At 62.2% G+C, this 16,529-nt stretch carries 14 protein-coding genes; 11 read left to right on the top strand and 3 right to left on the bottom strand.

Annotation, left to right across the window (positions count from 1 at the left end; genetic code table 11):
- The first annotated feature begins 79 nt into the window (after positions 1-79).
- From lepA to pdxJ, 6 genes are read left to right on the top strand one after another with little or no spacing between them, the layout of a single operon-like run.
- The gene (gene lepA, locus GU3_RS04775) at positions 80-1,876 is read left to right on the top strand and encodes a translation elongation factor 4 (protein WP_014291413.1); all 1,797 of its coding nucleotides are present in this window, start codon (positions 80-82) and stop codon (positions 1,874-1,876) included.
- Between the two features lie 2 nt (positions 1,877-1,878).
- Positions 1,879-2,793: a signal peptidase I gene (gene lepB / locus GU3_RS04780; protein ID WP_014291414.1), complete on the top strand. Its 915-nt coding sequence runs from the start codon at positions 1,879-1,881 to the stop codon at positions 2,791-2,793.
- On the top strand, positions 2,793-3,461 hold the full coding sequence (gene rnc, locus GU3_RS04785) for a ribonuclease III (protein ID WP_014291415.1): 669 nt from the start codon (positions 2,793-2,795) through the stop codon (positions 3,459-3,461). Before lepB ends, rnc begins: the two co-directional genes overlap by 1 nt.
- The gene (gene era, locus GU3_RS04790; RefSeq protein ID WP_014291416.1) at positions 3,458-4,363 is read left to right on the top strand and encodes a GTPase Era; all 906 of its coding nucleotides are present in this window, start codon (positions 3,458-3,460) and stop codon (positions 4,361-4,363) included. Before rnc ends, era begins: the two co-directional genes overlap by 4 nt.
- A gap of 2 nt (positions 4,364-4,365) precedes the next feature.
- Positions 4,366-5,073: a DNA repair protein RecO gene (recO, locus tag GU3_RS04795; RefSeq protein WP_014291417.1), complete on the top strand. Its 708-nt coding sequence runs from the start codon at positions 4,366-4,368 to the stop codon at positions 5,071-5,073.
- Positions 5,066-5,803, top strand: coding sequence for a pyridoxine 5'-phosphate synthase (pdxJ, locus tag GU3_RS04800; protein ID WP_014291418.1), 738 nt, complete (start codon positions 5,066-5,068; stop codon positions 5,801-5,803). Before recO ends, pdxJ begins: the two co-directional genes overlap by 8 nt.
- 85 nt (positions 5,804-5,888) lie before the next feature.
- On the opposite strand, the gene barA is transcribed toward pdxJ, so the two are convergent.
- Positions 5,889-8,585: a two-component sensor histidine kinase BarA gene (gene barA / locus GU3_RS04805; RefSeq protein WP_014291419.1), complete on the bottom strand. Its 2,697-nt coding sequence runs from the start codon at positions 8,583-8,585 to the stop codon at positions 5,889-5,891.
- Positions 8,586-8,665: 80 nt separating this feature from the next.
- On the opposite strand from barA, the gene rlmD reads away from it, so the two are divergent.
- The 5 genes from rlmD to GU3_RS04830 all read left to right on the top strand — a co-directional run bounded on the left by rlmD (position 8,666) and on the right by GU3_RS04830 (position 14,326).
- Positions 8,666-9,979 carry a 23S rRNA (uracil(1939)-C(5))-methyltransferase RlmD gene (gene rlmD / locus GU3_RS04810; RefSeq protein ID WP_014291420.1) on the top strand — a complete coding sequence of 438 codons (1,314 nt, stop codon included), beginning with the start codon at positions 8,666-8,668 and terminating at the stop codon, positions 9,977-9,979.
- 8 nt (positions 9,980-9,987) lie between these two features.
- Positions 9,988-12,198, top strand: coding sequence for a GTP diphosphokinase (gene relA, locus GU3_RS04815; protein ID WP_014291421.1), 2,211 nt, complete (start codon positions 9,988-9,990; stop codon positions 12,196-12,198).
- 49 nt (positions 12,199-12,247) lie between these two features.
- Positions 12,248-13,051 (top strand): nucleoside triphosphate pyrophosphohydrolase, encoded by an 804-nt coding sequence (mazG, locus tag GU3_RS04820; protein WP_014291422.1) that lies wholly within the window; start codon positions 12,248-12,250, stop codon positions 13,049-13,051.
- A 53-nt stretch (positions 13,052-13,104) separates the two neighbouring features.
- Complete coding sequence (locus GU3_RS04825) at positions 13,105-13,773, top strand: tetratricopeptide repeat protein (protein ID WP_014291423.1); 669 nt, start codon at positions 13,105-13,107, stop codon at positions 13,771-13,773.
- 94 nt (positions 13,774-13,867) lie between these two features.
- Positions 13,868-14,326 (top strand): Rrf2 family transcriptional regulator, encoded by a 459-nt coding sequence (locus GU3_RS04830; protein ID WP_014291424.1) that lies wholly within the window; start codon positions 13,868-13,870, stop codon positions 14,324-14,326.
- 71 nt (positions 14,327-14,397) lie between these two features.
- Here the strand turns inward: GU3_RS04830 and GU3_RS04835 are convergent, their stop codons facing one another.
- Both GU3_RS04835 and GU3_RS04840 read right to left on the bottom strand, forming a co-directional pair.
- Positions 14,398-15,675, bottom strand: coding sequence for an HlyC/CorC family transporter (locus tag GU3_RS04835; RefSeq protein ID WP_014291425.1), 1,278 nt, complete (start codon positions 15,673-15,675; stop codon positions 14,398-14,400).
- Positions 15,676-15,731: 56 nt separating this feature from the next.
- The gene (locus GU3_RS04840) at positions 15,732-16,523 is read right to left on the bottom strand and encodes an inner membrane protein YpjD (protein WP_193372549.1); all 792 of its coding nucleotides are present in this window, start codon (positions 16,521-16,523) and stop codon (positions 15,732-15,734) included.
- Between the last annotated feature and the right edge of the window lie 6 nt (positions 16,524-16,529).

A 16,529-nucleotide genomic window follows, 5' to 3' on the forward strand; every position in this document is an offset into this window, starting at 1 on the left:
AAGGATTGGTCACTGTGCCGGGAATCCGGTAGAATCTCGTCTTTATTGTCGCCATTGACTACGGACGCCTTATCGCATCATGAAGCATATTCGTAATTTCTCCGTCATCGCTCACATCGACCACGGCAAATCGACCCTGTCCGATCGCCTGATCCAGGTATGCGGTGGCCTGACCGACAGGGAAATGCAGCAGCAGGTTCTCGACTCCATGGATCTGGAGCGTGAGCGCGGCATTACCATCAAGGCCCAGAGTGTGACCCTGAACTACCAGGCGCAGGACGGCAACCAGTACCAGCTCAACTTCATCGATACGCCCGGGCACGTGGACTTCTCCTACGAGGTCTCCCGCTCGCTGGCGGCCTGTGAAGGGGCGCTCTTGGTGGTGGACGCCGGTCAGGGGGTTGAGGCACAGACTCTGGCCAACTGCTACACCGCGCTGGACATGAACCTGGAAGTGGTGCCGGTGCTGAACAAGATTGACCTGCCCCAGGCCGAGCCGGAGCGGGTGGCGGAAGAAATCGAGGATATCGTCGGCATCGATGCCATCGACGCGGTGCGCTGCTCGGCCAAAACCGGCCTGGGCGTGGATCAGGTACTGGAAACCATCGTCCAAAAGATTCCGTCACCGGAAGGCAATCCCGAGGGGCCGCTGCAGGCGCTGATCATCGACTCCTGGTTTGACTCCTACCTGGGCGTGGTGTCGCTGGTGCGCATCAAGCACGGCAACCTGAAAAAGAACGACAAGATCAAGGTGATGAGCACCGGCCAGGTATGGGGCGTGGATCGCATCGGCATCTTCACCCCCAAGCAGAAGGACACCGAGGGCCTGAACTGCGGCGAAGTGGGCTGGGTGGTGTGCGGCATCAAGGATATTCACGGCGCGCCGGTGGGGGATACCCTGACCCATGCCAAGTACGGGGCCGACAAGCCGCTGCCGGGCTTTCAGAAGGTCAAGCCCCAGGTCTATGCCGGCCTGTTCCCCATTTCCAGCGACGACTACGAGGCGTTCCGTGACGCCCTCGACAAGCTCTCCCTGAACGACGCCTCGCTGTTCTACGAGCCGGAAACCTCCAACGCCCTGGGCTTTGGTTTCCGCTGCGGCTTCCTTGGCATGCTGCACATGGAGATCATTCAGGAGCGGCTGGAGCGGGAATACGATCTGGATCTGATCACCACGGCGCCCACCGTGGTCTACGAGGTGGTCAAGACCGACGGCGAAGTAGTCTACATCGACAGCCCATCCCAGCTGCCGGCGGTGAACAACATCGAGGAAATTCACGAGCCCATCGCCGAGTGCCATATTCTGGTGCCCCAGGAGTACCTGGGCAACGTCATCACCCTGTGCATCGAGAAGCGCGGCGTGCAGACCAACATGGTGTATCACGGCAACCAGGTGGCGCTGACCTACGAAATTCCCATGGCGGAAGTGGTGCTCGACTTCTTTGACCGGCTGAAGTCCACCAGTCGCGGCTACGCCTCGCTGGATTACGGCTTCAAGCGTTTCGAGGCGGCCAACATGGTACGCCTGGACATCATGATCAACGGGGATCGGGTCGACGCCCTGGCGATCATCACCCACAAGGACAACGCCCAGTTCCGCGGCCGTCAGCTGGTGGAGAAAATGCGCGAGCTGATCCCCCGCCAGATGTTCGATATCGCCATTCAGGCGGCCATCGGCAACCAGATCATCGCCCGCAGCACCGTCAAGGCCCTGCGCAAGGACGTGACCGCCAAGTGTTATGGCGGCGACGTCAGCCGCAAGAAAAAGCTGCTGGCCAAGCAGAAGGAAGGCAAGAAGCGGATGAAATCCCTGGGGCGGGTTGATATTCCCCAGGACGCCTTCCTGGCCATTTTGCACGTAGGTAAGGACAAGTAACCATGGCAAGTACCTTTGCCCTGATCCTGGTGCTGGTGACCCTGGTCACCGGTATCATCTGGGCCTGTGACAAGTGGATCTGGGCGCCCCAGCGGGGGCGCCGGCTGGCCGAGGCGCAACAAAGCCACGGCAACAAGGTGGATGCGGCCGCCCTGGCGAAAGCCGCCGCCACCCCCGGCTGGATCGAACAGGCCAGATCCATCTTTCCGGTGATCGCGGCGGTGCTGGTGCTGCGCTCCTTTATCTATGAGCCCTTTCAGATCCCCTCCGGCTCCATGATGCCCACCCTGCTGGTGGGCGACTTCATTCTGGTGGAGAAATTCTCCTACGGGCTGAAGGAGCCGGTCACCAACACCACCCTGATCCCCACCGGCAAGCCGGAGCGGGGGGACATAGCGGTGTTCAAGTATCCCGAGAATCCGCGTATCGACTACATCAAGCGGGTGGTGGGGCTGCCCGGGGACCATATCGTTTACCGGGACAAGCAGCTCTATATTAAGCCCGCCTGTGACGGCAACGACTGCCCCGGTTACGCGCCGGTGCCGCTCACCTTTGCACAAAGCGGCGAATTTACCCAGATGGGCATACCCCTGGCCCGTTACCGTGAAGCGCTGACCGAACGCGCCCACGACGTGCTGCAAAATCCGCTGCTGCCGGACCGGGTGTCCATGTATCACCGTCAGCCGGGCACCGCTCTGAATGAATGGGTGGTACCGGAAGGGCACTACTTCACCCTGGGCGACAACCGGGACAACAGCACCGACAGCCGGTTCTGGGGCTTTGTGCCCGAAGGCAACCTGGTGGGCCGGGCGGTCGCCATCTGGATAAGCTTTGAGTTTGATCGCAACGCCGACAGCTGGCTGCCATCCTGGGTGCCGAGTGATGTGCGTTTCAGCCGAATAGGCGCAATTCATTGATGAAAAAATTGAACAACCTGCAAAAACAACTGGGTCATACCTTTAACGACGAAGCCCTGCTGGTACGGGCGCTGACTCACCGTAGCGCCGGCTCCCGCCATAACGAGCGACTGGAGTTCCTTGGGGACTCCATCCTCAGCATGGTGATCGCCGACGCCCTGTTCCATCGTTTTCCCAAGGTCAACGAAGGGGACATGTCACGCATGCGCGCCACCCTGGTGCGGGAAAAGACCCTGGCCGAGCTGGCCCGGGCCTTTGAGCTGGGGGAATACCTGATCCTGGGGCCCGGTGAGCTGAAAAGCGGCGGTTACCGCCGGGAATCGATCCTGGCCGATGCGGTCGAGGCGCTGATCGGCGCCATCTACCTCGACAGCGGCATAGAGCGCATTACCCAGCTGCTGCTGAGCTGGTACGACAGCCGGCTCAACGACATTCAGCCCGGGGTGGAGCAAAAGGATCCCAAGACCCGGCTGCAGGAGCTGTTGCAGGGCAAGCGCAAACCGCTGCCCACCTACGAGGTGGTCGACGTTATTGGCGAGGCCCATAATCAGAAATTTACCGTGCACTGCACCGTGGACGGCCTGGCCGAGCCCGTGGTGGGGGTGGGCACCAGCCGCCGCAAGGCGGAACAGGCGGCGGCCGAGCAGGCCCTGGATACCTTGTTATGACAGAACAACAGCAAACCTATTGCGGCTTCGTGGCCATCGTCGGCCGTCCCAACGTGGGCAAGTCGACCCTGCTGAACCGGCTGCTCGGGCAGAAGGTCAGTATTACCTCGAAAAAACCCCAGACCACTCGGCACCGCATCATGGGCATCGACACCGACGGCGCCTACCAGGTGGTGTATGTCGATACCCCCGGGCTGCACATCGAGGAAAAGCGGGCCATCAACCGGCTGATGAACCGCGCCGCCAGCAGCTCGCTGGGCGACGTGGAAATGGTGGTGTTCGTGGTGGACGGCACTCAGTGGACCAAGGACGACGACATGGTGCTGAACAAGCTGCGGCGCATGGATTGCCCGGTGGTGCTGGCGATCAACAAGATCGATAATGTCGACAACAAGGAGGCCCTGCTGCCCCACATGCAGTGGCTGGCCCAGCAGATGGACTTTGCCGACATCGTGCCTATCTCGGCGGAAAAGGGCACCAACGTCGACACCATCGCCAAACTGGCGCGCTCGCGGCTCAAGCCGTCGTTGCACTATTTTCCGGAAGACTACATCACCGATCGTTCCGCCCGTTTTATGGCGGCGGAGATCATTCGCGAGAAACTGATGCGTTTTACCGGTGATGAGCTGCCCTACTCGATCACCGTGGAGATCGAGCGTTATCAGACCGACGAAAAAGGCGTGGTGCACATCAACGGCCTGATCCTGGTGGAGCGCAGCGGCCAGAAGCGTATGGTGATCGGCAACAAGGGCGAAAAGCTGCGCACCATCGGCACCGAAGCCCGGCTGGATCTGGAGCGGTTGCTGGAGCAGAAGGTCTATCTGGAGCTGTGGGTCAAGGTCAAATCCGGCTGGGCCGATGACGAGCGTGCCCTGCGCAGCCTGGGTTACGGCGACGACTGAGCATGGCGCACGCCGCCTTTGTCATTCACAGCCGTCCCTACCGGGAAACCAGCCAGCTGGTGGAGGTCTTTACTCGGGAGCGGGGGCGGCAGAGTCTGGTGGCCCGGGGCAGCCGCCAGCCCCGCTCGCCCTTGAAGGGGCTGCTGCAGCCCTTTGTGCCCCTGCGGCTCACCTTTGGCGGCAAGGGCGAGCTGAAAACCCTCTACAGCGCCGAGGCCACCGGCCCGGCTATTCGGCTGACCGGCCCGGCCCTCTACAGCGGCCTGTACCTCAACGAACTCATTTATTACCTGCTCGAGATACAAACGCCCTTTGACGAGGTGTTTGAGGTCTACGTGGAAACCCTGCACCAACTGGCGGGCGGCAGCACGCTGGAGCCCTGTCTGCGTCATTTCGAGTTTTACATGCTGAATGTGCTCGGCTACGGTGTTGATTTTACCCAGGATGCCGAGAGCGGAGCAGCCGTTTGTGCTCGAGGCTGGTATGCTTACCAGCCCGAAGCCGGCTTTGTGGCGCTGGAGAGCCGGCAGCCCGGCGCCTTTCGCGGCGACTGGCTCCATGCCCTGGCCAGGCTCGAGCTGGACACGCCCGAGGTGCTGGCGGCGGCCAAGCGTTTCAGCCGTACCGCGCTGGCGCCCTATCTGGAGGGGCGGGTGCTGAAAAGCCGGGCCCTGTTTATCAAAGGAAAGAGAGGAAGTCCCAGTGAGTGAACTGTATTTGGGTGTGAACATCGATCATATCGCCACGCTGCGCAACGCCCGGGGCACCAGCTATCCGGACCCGGTCTACGCGGCGACCATGGCCGAGCAGGCCGGGGCCGACGGCATTACCGTACACCTGCGTGAGGATCGCCGTCACATTACCGACCGGGATGTGGAGATCCTGGCGCGTACCATTCAAACTCGCATGAACCTGGAAATGGCGGTGACCGACGAGATGATCGACATCGCCTGCCGCATCAAGCCGGCCTTTGTCTGTCTGGTGCCGGAAAAGCGGGAAGAAGTGACCACCGAAGGCGGCCTGGATGTGGCCGGCCAGCTCGACAAAATCACCGAGGCCGTGACCCGGCTGCGTGAGGCAGGCATCAAGGTATCCTTGTTCATTGATGCCGACAAGGCCCAGATCGATGCGGCGGTCGCCACCGGTGCGCCCTACATTGAAATTCACACCGGGCATTACGCCGATGCCACCAATGAGGCCGAACAGCTGGCGGAGCTCAAGCGCATTGCGGCCTGTGCCTCCCATGCTCACGACGCCGGGCTCAAGGTCAATGGCGGCCACGGCCTGCATTACCACAACGTCAAGCCCATCGCCGCCATTCCGGAAATGCTGGAGCTGAATATCGGCCATGCCATTATTGCCCGGGCCGCCTTTGACGGCCTGGAAAAGGCGGTGCGCGATATGAAGCGCCTGCTGCGGGAAGCCCGTCAGGGCGTGTAAACCCGAGGATTCGGGACTGGGGAATGGGGACTGGAAAGGTCCCGTTCTTTGCCAGTCCCGAGTCCCTAATCCCCAATCCCTGGTGTTATAAATACGCTTTCGCTTCCGCCCGCACCTGCTCAATCCGCTCTTCCAGTTCCAGCAATTCCGGCTCCAGCGCCTCAAGGGGTTGTTTGTCGAGCAATGCCTGCTCCAATCCGGCCAGCAGCGACTGCAACTGGGGCACACCACAATACACGGCGCCGCCGTGCAGCTTGTGCAGCGGGCCGTACAGATCTTCGCCCTTCAGTTCGCCGGCCAGGGCCGCACCCAGTCGGGGGGTGAACTCATCAAAGCTTTGCAGCAGCAGGCTCAGCATTTCCCTGGCCAGCACATCCTTGCCACCGGCCCGTTGCAGGGCCTGCGACCAGTCGATTTGGCCACTGGCCGCCGGTTTGCGGGCAAAGTGATTGATAATGCGCGCCAATATGGCTTCGTCAATGGGTTTGGCCAGGTAGTCGTCCATGCCCTGGCGCAGCAGCCGGTCCCGCTCGCCGGCAATGGCGTGGGCGGTCACCGCCACGATGGGGGTGTGAACATTGAGGCCGCCCTGGCGGCGAATTTCCTGAGTGGCCTGAATACCGTCCAGCACCGGCATCTGAATATCCATAAAGATGATGTCGTAGCGGTGGGTGGTGGCCAGGTTGAGCGCTTCCCGGCCATTGCGACCAGTGTCTACCTGGCTGACCTGCTCGGCCAGCATGGCGCTGATAAGCTTCAGGTTGGCCGGGTTGTCGTCCACCGCCAGCACCCGCATTGGCTGGCGGCTGGCGGGCGGCGGCAAGGCGATGGGCGCCACCGGCTCGTCAACGGGGCGGCGCTGCTCGGTCAGGGCCTGGGCCAGCTTCTGGTAATGGGCCGGTTTGCTCAGGCAATGGGCGGCGCCCACCGCCAGCAGGGAGTCGCTCAGGGTCGGATCGGTGGAACTCAGCAGTATGATGGTCTTGTTGTCAAAGGCCAGCTGGCGCTTGAGCTCCTGCTCCACCTGGCTGGGCAGGGCGTGGGGGCCAAAGCCGAGCAGGGCCACATCGACAGGCTGCTCCGGTGAGGGCTCGTAGAGCACCTGCATGCCCCATTCCCGCAGCAGGGCGCTGGTGGCGCGCCGGCTGAAGCCGTCTTCTTCCTGGTAGAGCACCGTCTTGCCGGCCAGCTCCGCCAATGGCAGGGGTTCGGCCAGGGGCAGGGCGGCCTTGTCCAGCTCCAGGGTAAAGCTGAATACCGAGCCCGAGCCCGGCTCGGAGTAAAGCTCGATGTCGCCGGCCATCTGGTGCACCAGCTTTTGGGTGATCACCAGTCCCAGGCCGGTGCCGCCATAGCGGCGGGAAATGCTGGAGTCGGCCTGGTTAAAGGCCTGGAACAGCTGGCGGCGCTGGCTGTCGGAAATGCCGATGCCGGTGTCCTGCACATGAATACACAGGCCGCTGCGCTCGGGCTGGCCGGCGGGGCGGGCGTCGACCCGCACGTCCACGTTGCCCTGCTCGGTAAACTTGATGGCGTTGCCCACCAGGTTGTTGAGTACCTGCTGCAGCCGCAGCGGATCCCCCACCAGGCTGTCGTGCACCGCCGCATCCACCCTGAGCGACAGTTCCAGCCCCTTGTCGTGGGCGCTGGGGGCGAGCAGGGTCATCACCTCCTGCAGGGTATCGCGCAGGGAGAAGGGGATCTGCTCCATCTTCAGCTTGCCCGCTTCCAGCTTGGAGAAGTCGAGAATGTCGTTGATGATGCCGAGCAGGTTCTGGGCCGACTTCTCGATGGTCTTGAGGTAGTCCAGCTGGTTGGCGGTGAGCTTGGTTTTCTGCAACTGGCGGGCGAAGCCGATCACGCCGTTGAGCGGGGTGCGCAGCTCGTGGGACATGTTGGCCAGGAACTCGGTCTTGACCCGGGCCGCCTCCTGAGCCCGCTTCTTGGCCATGTCGAGTTCGATGTTCTGAATTTCGATCTGCTCCAGGGTCTCGCGCAGATCTGAGGTGGCCTGATCGATGTTCTGCTGCATTTCGTCATGGTATTCCGACAACGACTTGGCCATGGCGTTGATGCCGTTTTTGAGCATTTCCAGCTCGCCGCTGAACTCGCCACTCACCCGAGTATCGAGCCGGCCTTCCCGAATCTTGTAGACGGCGCTCACCATGTCGGTGATGGGCTGGGACACGCCCTTGATAAGCCGCACCCCGAACAGGGCGCTGACACACACGCCCAGCAGCACGATCAGGCCGGCAAAAAAGGTGTCGCGGTAATGCAGCAGCATGGCGGAATCGTCGGTCAGCTGCATGGCCACGTAGCCGATGGCCCGCATCGACGACTCCTCCCACAGGGCGTCGGCCCGGGCCGCATCGGTCAGCACCGGGGTGCGCAGAATAATGCCGCTCTCACCGCTTTCCACACTGGTGGCCGCGGGAATGTCGATGCCCTCGGGCAGACGCAGGGTGTTGAAATCCTTGTGGTAGTTGGACGTCACCAGCAGCCGGCCCTCGGTGTCGAACAGGGCGATGGAGGTGACCAGCGGGCTGTTGTTGCGGTGAATGTTGCTGAGCAGGCGGTTGAGGGCTTCCCGGTTGCGCCCGGACAGCGCCAGCTCGCTGGCCAGGGCCAGGGGTTCAATCACGTTCACCCCTTCCTGGATCAGCGCTTCTTCCAGCTGCTGGTAGCGGTTTACGGAAAAGTAACCGGCCAGCAGAATACCGATGATCAGGGTCGGAATAATGGTAAAGGCCAGTACCCGGGCTCGCAGGCCGTATTTGGTCATAGTGGGCTTATGTGGGACAATGCGCGTTCAAAAGACAGTAGACTTATGATGACATAGCCGGTTCGAGGGCTCCACGTTTTATGGTTCAGTTCTTCAAGGTCAAAAAGCCCGCTGTGCCGGCGCAAACGCCACTGGATATTCGCATTCTGGAACTCAATGGTCACGGCATGGGCGTGGCCCGGCACCAGGGCAAGCCGCTGTTTGTGGCCGGGGTGCTGCCGGGCGAGGAAGTGCGTGTCACCCTGAACACCCAGACCAGCCGTTATGCCACCGCCACCCTGCAAAAAGTGCTCAAGGCTTCGCCCGAGCGGGTCAAGCCCTTTTGCACTCGTGTGGCCGACTGCGGCGGTTGCAACCTGCAACAAGCGCCCCTGGCGGCCCAGCGCGCCCTCAAGCAAAAGGCGGTGTTCAGCCTGTTTGCCCGTCATGGCATCAATGAGCTGCCCGAGCCCGAATGGCTGGCCGGAGAAGGCCAGGGCTACCGCCGGGTGGCGCGACTGGCCATTCGCCGTCAGGGCAAGGGCGTGGCCCTCGGCTTTCGCCAGTCCCAGTCCCACGAGTTGGTGGAAATCGAGCACTGTGGCGTGCTGACGCCGGTGCTCTCGGGCCTGATCGCGCCGTTGCGCCGGCTGCTGAACCGACTGCGGGCGCAGCGTCAGCTCGGGCACCTGGAGCTGTACGAGGCGGCGGAAGGCGTGGCCCTGCTGCTGCGCCACAAGGGCACGCTGCCGGCGGAAGATCTGGACACCCTGCTGGCCTTTGCCCAGGAGCGGACGCTGGTGCTGTTTTTGCAGGACGATACCGCCCGGCGGCCTTTACATGTTCCCTTTCCGCTTTATTATCAGATAGATAATATCAGGCTCTCGTTTACCCCCGGCGACTTTATTCAGGTGAACGGCCCGCTCAATAAGCGCATGGTACAGCAGGCCATCCACTGGCTGGCGCCCGAGCCGGGCATGCCGGTGCTGGATCTGTTCTGCGGCATCGGCAACTTCTGCCTGCCTCTTGCTGCCGCCGGCCATCCGGTGGTGGGCGTGGAAGGGGTGATGGAAATGGTGGAGCAGGCCCGGGGCAACGCCGAAGACAACCAGCTCACCCGGGCCCGGTTTTACCGGGCCGATCTGGCCGCCGATTTTACCGGAGAGCCCTGGGCGGCGGAGGGATTTTCCCGAGTGCTGATCGATCCGGGCCGGGCCGGTGCCGAGCGGGTGATGCCCTACCTGGCGGAGCTGGCACCCGAGCGGCTGCTGTATGTGTCGTGCAACCCGGCCACCCTGGCCCGGGACAGCGAAGTCCTGTGCGCCGCCGGCTACCGCCTGGCCCGGCTTGGGCTGGTCGACATGTTTCCCCATACGGCTCATTGCGAAGCGATGGCGCTGTTTGAACTCAGTTAAGGACGCTTATGGTTGCGGTGCGCGAAACTCATCTCAAGTCGACCTTCTGCCTGCAGGAATGGGCCGACAGCCTGCCGCTGGATGCGGATGAGCGGGCACGGCTGAAGGCGGTCTACCAGTACTGCCAGCGGCTGGAGTTGGGGGCCGACGCGCAGGGGCGGCTGCTGGCCCAGGGGGTGGAAATGGTCGGCATTCTGCTGACCCTGAGCATGGATACCGATACCCTCAAGTCGGCGTTGCTCTACCCCTTTGTGGAACAGGGCGCGCTCAGTCCGGAGCGGGTGCGAGAGGACTTTGGCGACAGCATTCACCGCCTGTTGCAGGGGGTGGCCGACATGGAGGCCATTCGTTCGCTGCAGCATGTGCACAGCGACAAGAGCAACGAAGCCCAGGTCGACAAGGTGCGGCGCATGCTGCTGGCCATGGTGGAAGACGTGCGCGCCGTGGTGATCAAGCTGGCCGAGCGCATCACCTGTCTGCGTGAGGTCAAGTGTGCCGACGAGGAAACCCGGGTACTGGTGGCCAAGGAGATCGCCAATATCTATGCGCCCCTGGCCAACCGGTTGGGCATCGGCCAGCTCAAGTGGGAGCTGGAAGACCTGTCGTTTCGTTACCTGCATCCGGAAACCTACAAGCGCATTGCCCGGTTGCTGGATGAAAAACGGCTGGCCCGGGAAGACTACATCAGCAACTTTGTCGGCTCTCTCAAGCAGGCCCTGAAAGACGCCGGGGTCGAGGCCGAGGTCTATGGCCGGCCCAAGCATATCTACAGCATCTGGCGCAAGATGCAGAAAAAGAACCTCGACTTCGATGAGCTGTTTGATGTGCGCGCGGTGCGGGTGGTCACCCACCGGCTGCAGGACTGCTACGCCGCGCTCGGCATCGTCCACACCCAGTGGCGCCATATTCCCCGGGAATTCGACGACTACGTGGCCAACCCCAAGCCCAACGGCTACCAGTCCATTCATACCGTGGTGATCGGCCCGGAGGGCAAGACGGTGGAGATCCAGATCCGCACCGATCAGATGCATCAGGACGCCGAGCTGGGGGTGGCGGCCCACTGGAAATACAAGGAAGGCGCCGGCGGCGGCCGACAGGGCAGCTTTGAGGAAAAGATAGCCTGGCTGAGAAAGCTGCTGGCCTGGCAGGAAGACATGGCCGAAAGCGGCTCCCTGGTGGACGAGCTGCGCAGCCAGGTGTTTGAAGACAGAGTCTACGTATTTACTCCCAAGGGCGAGGTGGTGGACATGCCCGCCGGCGCCACACCGCTGGATTTCGCCTACTACGTGCACAGCCAGGTGGGCCACCGCTGCATCGGCGCCAAGGTCGACGGCCGTATCGTGCCCTTTACCTACCAGCTGCAAACCGGCGATCAGGTGGAGATCATCACTCAGAAGCAGCCCAACCCCAGCCGCGACTGGATGAATCCCAATCAGGGCTTTCTGCGCACCAGCCGGGCCCGCTCCAAGGTGGCCACCTGGTTCAAGAAGCAGGACAGGGACAAGAACATACTGGCCGGCCGCGAGCTGCTCGACAAGGAGCTGGAGCGGCTTGGGCTGACCTTTGCCCAGGTCGACAAAAAGGCGCTGGAGCGGTTCAATGTCGCCACCCTGGATGATCTGCTGGCGGGTATCGGCGGCGGCGATCTGCGCATCAATCAGCTGCTCAACCACCTGCAAAGCCAGCACAAGAAGCCCACCGACGCCGAGCAGGATCAGCAGGTGCTGCGGGAGCTGGAGCAAAAGGCGGCGAAAAAGCAGGACAACAAGCCCAGGGGCCACATAGTGGTGCAGGGAGTGGGCAATCTGCTGACCAACACCGCCCGCTGCTGTCAGCCCATTCCCGGCGACGAGATCATCGGCTTCATTACTCAGGGACGGGGCATCTCCATTCACCGGGCCGACTGCGATCAGCTCAAGGAGCTGACCGCCCAGCATCCGGAGCGGGTGGTGGATGCGGTGTGGGGCGAAGATAACGGCGGCGGTTACCAGCTGACCCTGCGGGTGGTGGCCAACGACCGCTCCGGCCTGCTGCGCGACATCACCACCATCCTCGCCAACGAAAAAATCAATGTCATGGGGGTGAACAGCCGCTCCAACCGCAAGCAGCAGACCGCCACCATCGACATGGAGCTGGAAGTCTACAACATCGATACCCTGAGCCGCACCCTGGCCAGGATCAGCCAGCTGCCGGATATTCTGGAAGCCCGGCGGCTGTAGCTGAGATACCAAAAATGACTGGCGTCGGCGCTCACGCCAAGGGAGAGACATGGAACAACACCAATATTCGCTGACCGATCTGCTGGCGATCATGGCCGCCCTGCGGGATCCGGAGAACGGCTGCCCCTGGGATCTGCAACAGGACTTTGCCAGCATAGTGCCCCACACCCTGGAAGAAGCCTACGAAGTGGCCGATACCATTGCCCGGCAGGCCTGGGACGAGCTGCCCGGGGAGCTGGGAGATCTGCTGTTTCAGGTGGTGTTCTATGCCCGCCTGGGGGAAGAGCAGTCCCGCTTCACCTTCGGTGACGTGGTGCAGGCCATCAGCGCCAAGCTGGTCAGTCGCCACCCCCATGTGTTTGGCAACGCCCGTTTTGACGACGAGGCCGCCATCAAGGCCAACTGGGAAGCCACCAAGGCCGCCGAGCGCAAGGCGCGGAATGAATCTGCCACCAGCGCCCTGGATGATATTCCCCTGGCCCTGCCGGCCCTGACCCGAGCCCACAAAATCCAGAAGCGCTGCGCCGCCGTGGGCTTTGACTGGCGCGAGCTGCCGCCGGTGGTGGACAAAATTCGCGAAGAGCTGGACGAGGTGATGGCCGAGCTAAACCAGCCCGAGCGCGATGAGGACCGCATCGCCGACGAGCTGGGGGATCTGCTGTTTGCCAGTGTCAATCTGGTGCGCCACCTGAAGCAGGAGCCGGAAGCGGTGCTGCGCCGGGCCAACGACAAGTTCGAACGCCGTTTTCGTGCGGTGGAGCGGTTGCTGGCCGCCGACGGCAAGGACAGCCGCGCCTGCTCGCTGGAAGAGCTGGACGGCTACTGGAACCGGGTCAAGGGCGGCGAAGGCTGAACGGCTCAACTTTGCCGGGATCCGGCCGATAACCGGCACATAGAGGAGGTGCCATGAAGCTGTTGTCCCTGTTAGTGCTGTGTTGCTGTTTTTCGGTCTCGGCCCAGACGTCCCTGGCCACGGATCCCGAGCTGCCTTCCGGGATCGAGGCGGATCTGGACGGGCTCAGGGCGGTGCCCCTGTACGAGGAAAGCGAGCTTATCACTTTGATCAACGCCAACCGCCATCTGCAGCGGGTGCGGGATCAGGATGGCTGCCAGCTGGTGCAGGATATCGAGGCCCGGGCCGAGGTACTGCGTCTGCCGTCCTACCAGTTTTTGTGGGGAGACATGCTGGCCTGGGGGGTGTGCGTGCCTGCCCAGCCACGGCGGGGTCTGCAGATGCTGTGGGCGGCGGCCCGCCAGGGGCTGCCCGCGGCCCTGGAGCAGCTGGGGCGATATTACTACCAGGGCACCCTGGTGCAGCAGAACCGGGAGCGGGCGGCGCCGCTGATGCAGGAGGCCGCCAGCCTGGGACTGGAGAAGGCCCAGTTTACCTGGGCCGCCTGGCTGCTCGATGGTGTTGGCAGTCCGCTGGATTACCCCCAGGCCTACCTCTGGCTGAAACAGATAGTCACCGATGATCAGGCGCGCTACCGGGAAGCGGAGCGCCTGAGCCAGGGACTGGCGGCGCGCATGCCGCCGCACAAGGTAAAAGCGCTCAATCACCAGTTATTGTACTGATCATGGCCCGCTCACGGCGTGACATTTAATGTCAGTTTGTCCATGAATGTGTATCATGTATATATGTTCGCCCCTATCTGGACATCATGAACTCATGAAGCTGACCACCTATACCGACTTCGGCCTGCGGGCCCTGATGTACCTCGCCACCCTGCCGCGGGGAGAGCTCACCAGCGTGGCCCGGGTGTCGGCGCTGTACGATGTCTCCCGTAACCACATGGTCAAGGTGATCAACCAGCTGGCCCGGGAAGGCTATATTCATGCCCTGCGTGGCAAGAACGGCGGCATTCGCCTGGCCAGAGAGCCAAAAGACATCAACGTAGGCCGAGTGATCCGGCTGCTGGAGCATAACCTCAGGGGGATCGACTGCGGCAGCCCGGCCTGCCAGCTGGTGCCGGCCTGCCGGCTGCGCAACGCCCTGGGGCAGGCGATGGAGGCATTTTTGCAGGTGATGGAAGGCTATACCCTGGCGGATCTGGTGGGCAACCGGGATGAGCTGATGACCATTTTCAGCCACCTGGAAGCGGAAAGCCTGCGCCGCAGCGCGAGCTGATCTGTCCGCATGCCGCTGGAGGCAACGCCCGTTGCGGCTCGGCTCGCTACTTGGGGCTTAATGCCAGGGCACTAGCCCTGCCTCGGCAGGTAATACTGGGGTTGTACCCGCACCTGCTTGATCACATTGTTTTCCACTTCCAGAATTTCTATCGGGTAACCCGCCAGCCGCAGGCCGATGTTGGCCTCGGGAATGTCTTCCAGGTATTCCAGGATAAGGCCATTCAGGGAACGGGGGCCGTCGGTAGGCAGATTCCAGTTCAGCTCCTTGTTCAGATCCCGAATGCTGGCGGAGCCCTCAATCAGGTAGGAGCCGTCGTCCTGGGGCTTGATCTCGTCGCTGAGGGTGGGGCTGATGGTGGTGGTAAAATCCCCCACGATTTCTTCCAGAATGTCGTCCAGGGTGATCAGGCCCTGAATGTCGCCGTATTCATCCACAATCAGCCCAATGCGCTCCTTGTTGCGCTGGAATTTGAGCAGCTGCACATTGAGCGGGGTGGCTTCGGGAATAAAGTAGACCTCCCGCGCTGCCCGCATCAGGCTGGGCTTGCACAGCTCTTCCTTGGCCAGCAGGCGCAGGGCGTCCCGGGCGTGAATAAAGCCGAGCGCGTCGTCGATGTTGTCCCGGTACAGCAGCACCTTGGTGTGCGGGCTTTGCAGCAGCCGGCGGTTGATGCTTTTCCAGTCCTGGGTGATGTCGATGCCGTAAATTTCGTTGCGCGGCACCATGATGTCGTCCACCGTCACTTTTTCCAGATCCAGAATGGATACCAGCATGTCCTGGTGACGGCGCGGGATCAGGCCCCCGGCCTCGTTGACGATGGTGCGCAGCTCTTCCGAGCTGATGGCGGTGTCTTCGCCGCCCTTGGGGTTGATGCGAAACAGCGCCAGCAGGCCGTTGGAAATGGCGTTGATGGCCCATACCGCCGGGTACAGCACCACCATCAGCGGCCGCAGGATCAGCGAGGCGGGAAAGGCGACCTTTTCCGGGTAGAGGGCCGCCAGGGTCTTGGGGGTGACTTCCGAGAAGATCAGCACCGCCAGGGTCAGACCAATGGTGGCGATGGCCACGCCGTAGTCGCCGAACAGGCGAATCGCCAGCAGGGTGGCGATGGCGGAGGCCAGAATATTGACCAGGTTGTTGCCGATGAGGATAAGGCCAATCAGACGGTCCGGACGGGACAGCAGCTTTTCAACCCGGGTGGCGGCCTTGTGGCGGCTTTGCACCAGGTGCCGCAACCGGTAGCGGTTGAGCGACATCATGCCGGTTTCGGAGCTGGAGAAAAAGGCGGAAACAAACAGCAGTGCAATCAGGATGCCGGTCAAGGCACCCGTCGATATGTCGTCCAAACAGACCGTCCTGTGTAAAAAACCTGATCAATTTCTACGGGGTTGGCGAAAGCCTGTCAAGAACCGAGCAGCACTTCCCGCACGAAGCGGCTGCCAAAATAGGCCAGGGTCAGCAGCAGGCTGCCGGCCACGCTGGTCCAGATCACCTTGCGGCCGCGCCAGCCCAGGCGGTGGTGGCCCCACAACAGGCCGACATAGACGCACCAGGCAATGATGGTAAGCACCGCCTTGTGCACCTTGCCGGGGCTGAACATTTCCTGCAAAAAGAACAGGCCGCTGGAAATGGACAGGGTCAGCAGCACCACACCGGCAAAAATCAGCCGGAACAGGTAGCGCTCCAGGGTCATCAGCGGTGGCATGGCGGGCAGATTGGTGAGCTTGTGTTTTTTCAGCCGGTGATCGAGAAAGCCGAGCAGAATGGCCAGCAGGCAGGCAATGCCCAGCAGCGAGTAGGACATCAGCCCCAGGGTAATGTGCACCAGCACCTCGGGGCGGGTTTCCAGGTGCATGGTGTAATGGCCGGGCAGCAGCATGTCGGCCAGCAGCAGCAAAAAGGCAAAGCCGTACACCACCGGCATCAGCACCCAGACGTTGAAGCGGGTGACCAGCAGGCTCATCAGGCCGGCCACAATCAGACTGACCAGCGACGCCACGTTGAGCATGCTGAGGTTCTGCCCCGGCACCAGTATGACGGTGTTGACCAGCCAGGTGCCATGCAGCAGTAATGCAAAGACGGCAGCCAGCAGGCCGTAGCGGCGGCCGTTGTTGTGCGGATTAAACAGGTTGTGCACGCAGGCAAAGGCCGCCAACAGGTAAAATGCCATCGCCAGAACAGCAAGCAGTTCCATCATGAA

Source organism: Oceanimonas sp. GK1 (assembly GCF_000243075.1).
Classification (GTDB): Bacteria; Pseudomonadota; Gammaproteobacteria; order Enterobacterales; family Aeromonadaceae; genus Oceanimonas.

Excerpts from the sequence above, each read along its gene's own strand:
- lepB (WP_014291414.1), top strand. The coding sequence starts at position 1,879 with ATGGCAAGTACCTTTGCCCTGATCCTGGTGCTGGTGACCCTGGTCACC.
- era (WP_014291416.1), top strand. The coding sequence starts at position 3,458 with ATGACAGAACAACAGCAAACCTATTGCGGCTTCGTGGCCATCGTCGGC.
- relA (WP_014291421.1), top strand. The coding sequence starts at position 9,988 with ATGGTTGCGGTGCGCGAAACTCATCTCAAGTCGACCTTCTGCCTGCAG.
- rlmD (WP_014291420.1), top strand. The coding sequence starts at position 8,666 with ATGGTTCAGTTCTTCAAGGTCAAAAAGCCCGCTGTGCCGGCGCAAACG.
- GU3_RS04840 (WP_193372549.1), bottom strand. The coding sequence starts at position 16,523 with ATGGAACTGCTTGCTGTTCTGGCGATGGCATTTTACCTGTTGGCGGCC.
- mazG (WP_014291422.1), top strand. The coding sequence starts at position 12,248 with ATGGAACAACACCAATATTCGCTGACCGATCTGCTGGCGATCATGGCC.
- barA (WP_014291419.1), bottom strand. The coding sequence starts at position 8,585 with ATGACCAAATACGGCCTGCGAGCCCGGGTACTGGCCTTTACCATTATT.
- GU3_RS04830 (WP_014291424.1), top strand. The coding sequence starts at position 13,868 with ATGAAGCTGACCACCTATACCGACTTCGGCCTGCGGGCCCTGATGTAC.
- rnc (WP_014291415.1), top strand. The coding sequence starts at position 2,793 with ATGAAAAAATTGAACAACCTGCAAAAACAACTGGGTCATACCTTTAAC.
- lepA (WP_014291413.1), top strand. The coding sequence starts at position 80 with ATGAAGCATATTCGTAATTTCTCCGTCATCGCTCACATCGACCACGGC.
- recO (WP_014291417.1), top strand. The coding sequence starts at position 4,366 with ATGGCGCACGCCGCCTTTGTCATTCACAGCCGTCCCTACCGGGAAACC.
- GU3_RS04825 (WP_014291423.1), top strand. The coding sequence starts at position 13,105 with ATGAAGCTGTTGTCCCTGTTAGTGCTGTGTTGCTGTTTTTCGGTCTCG.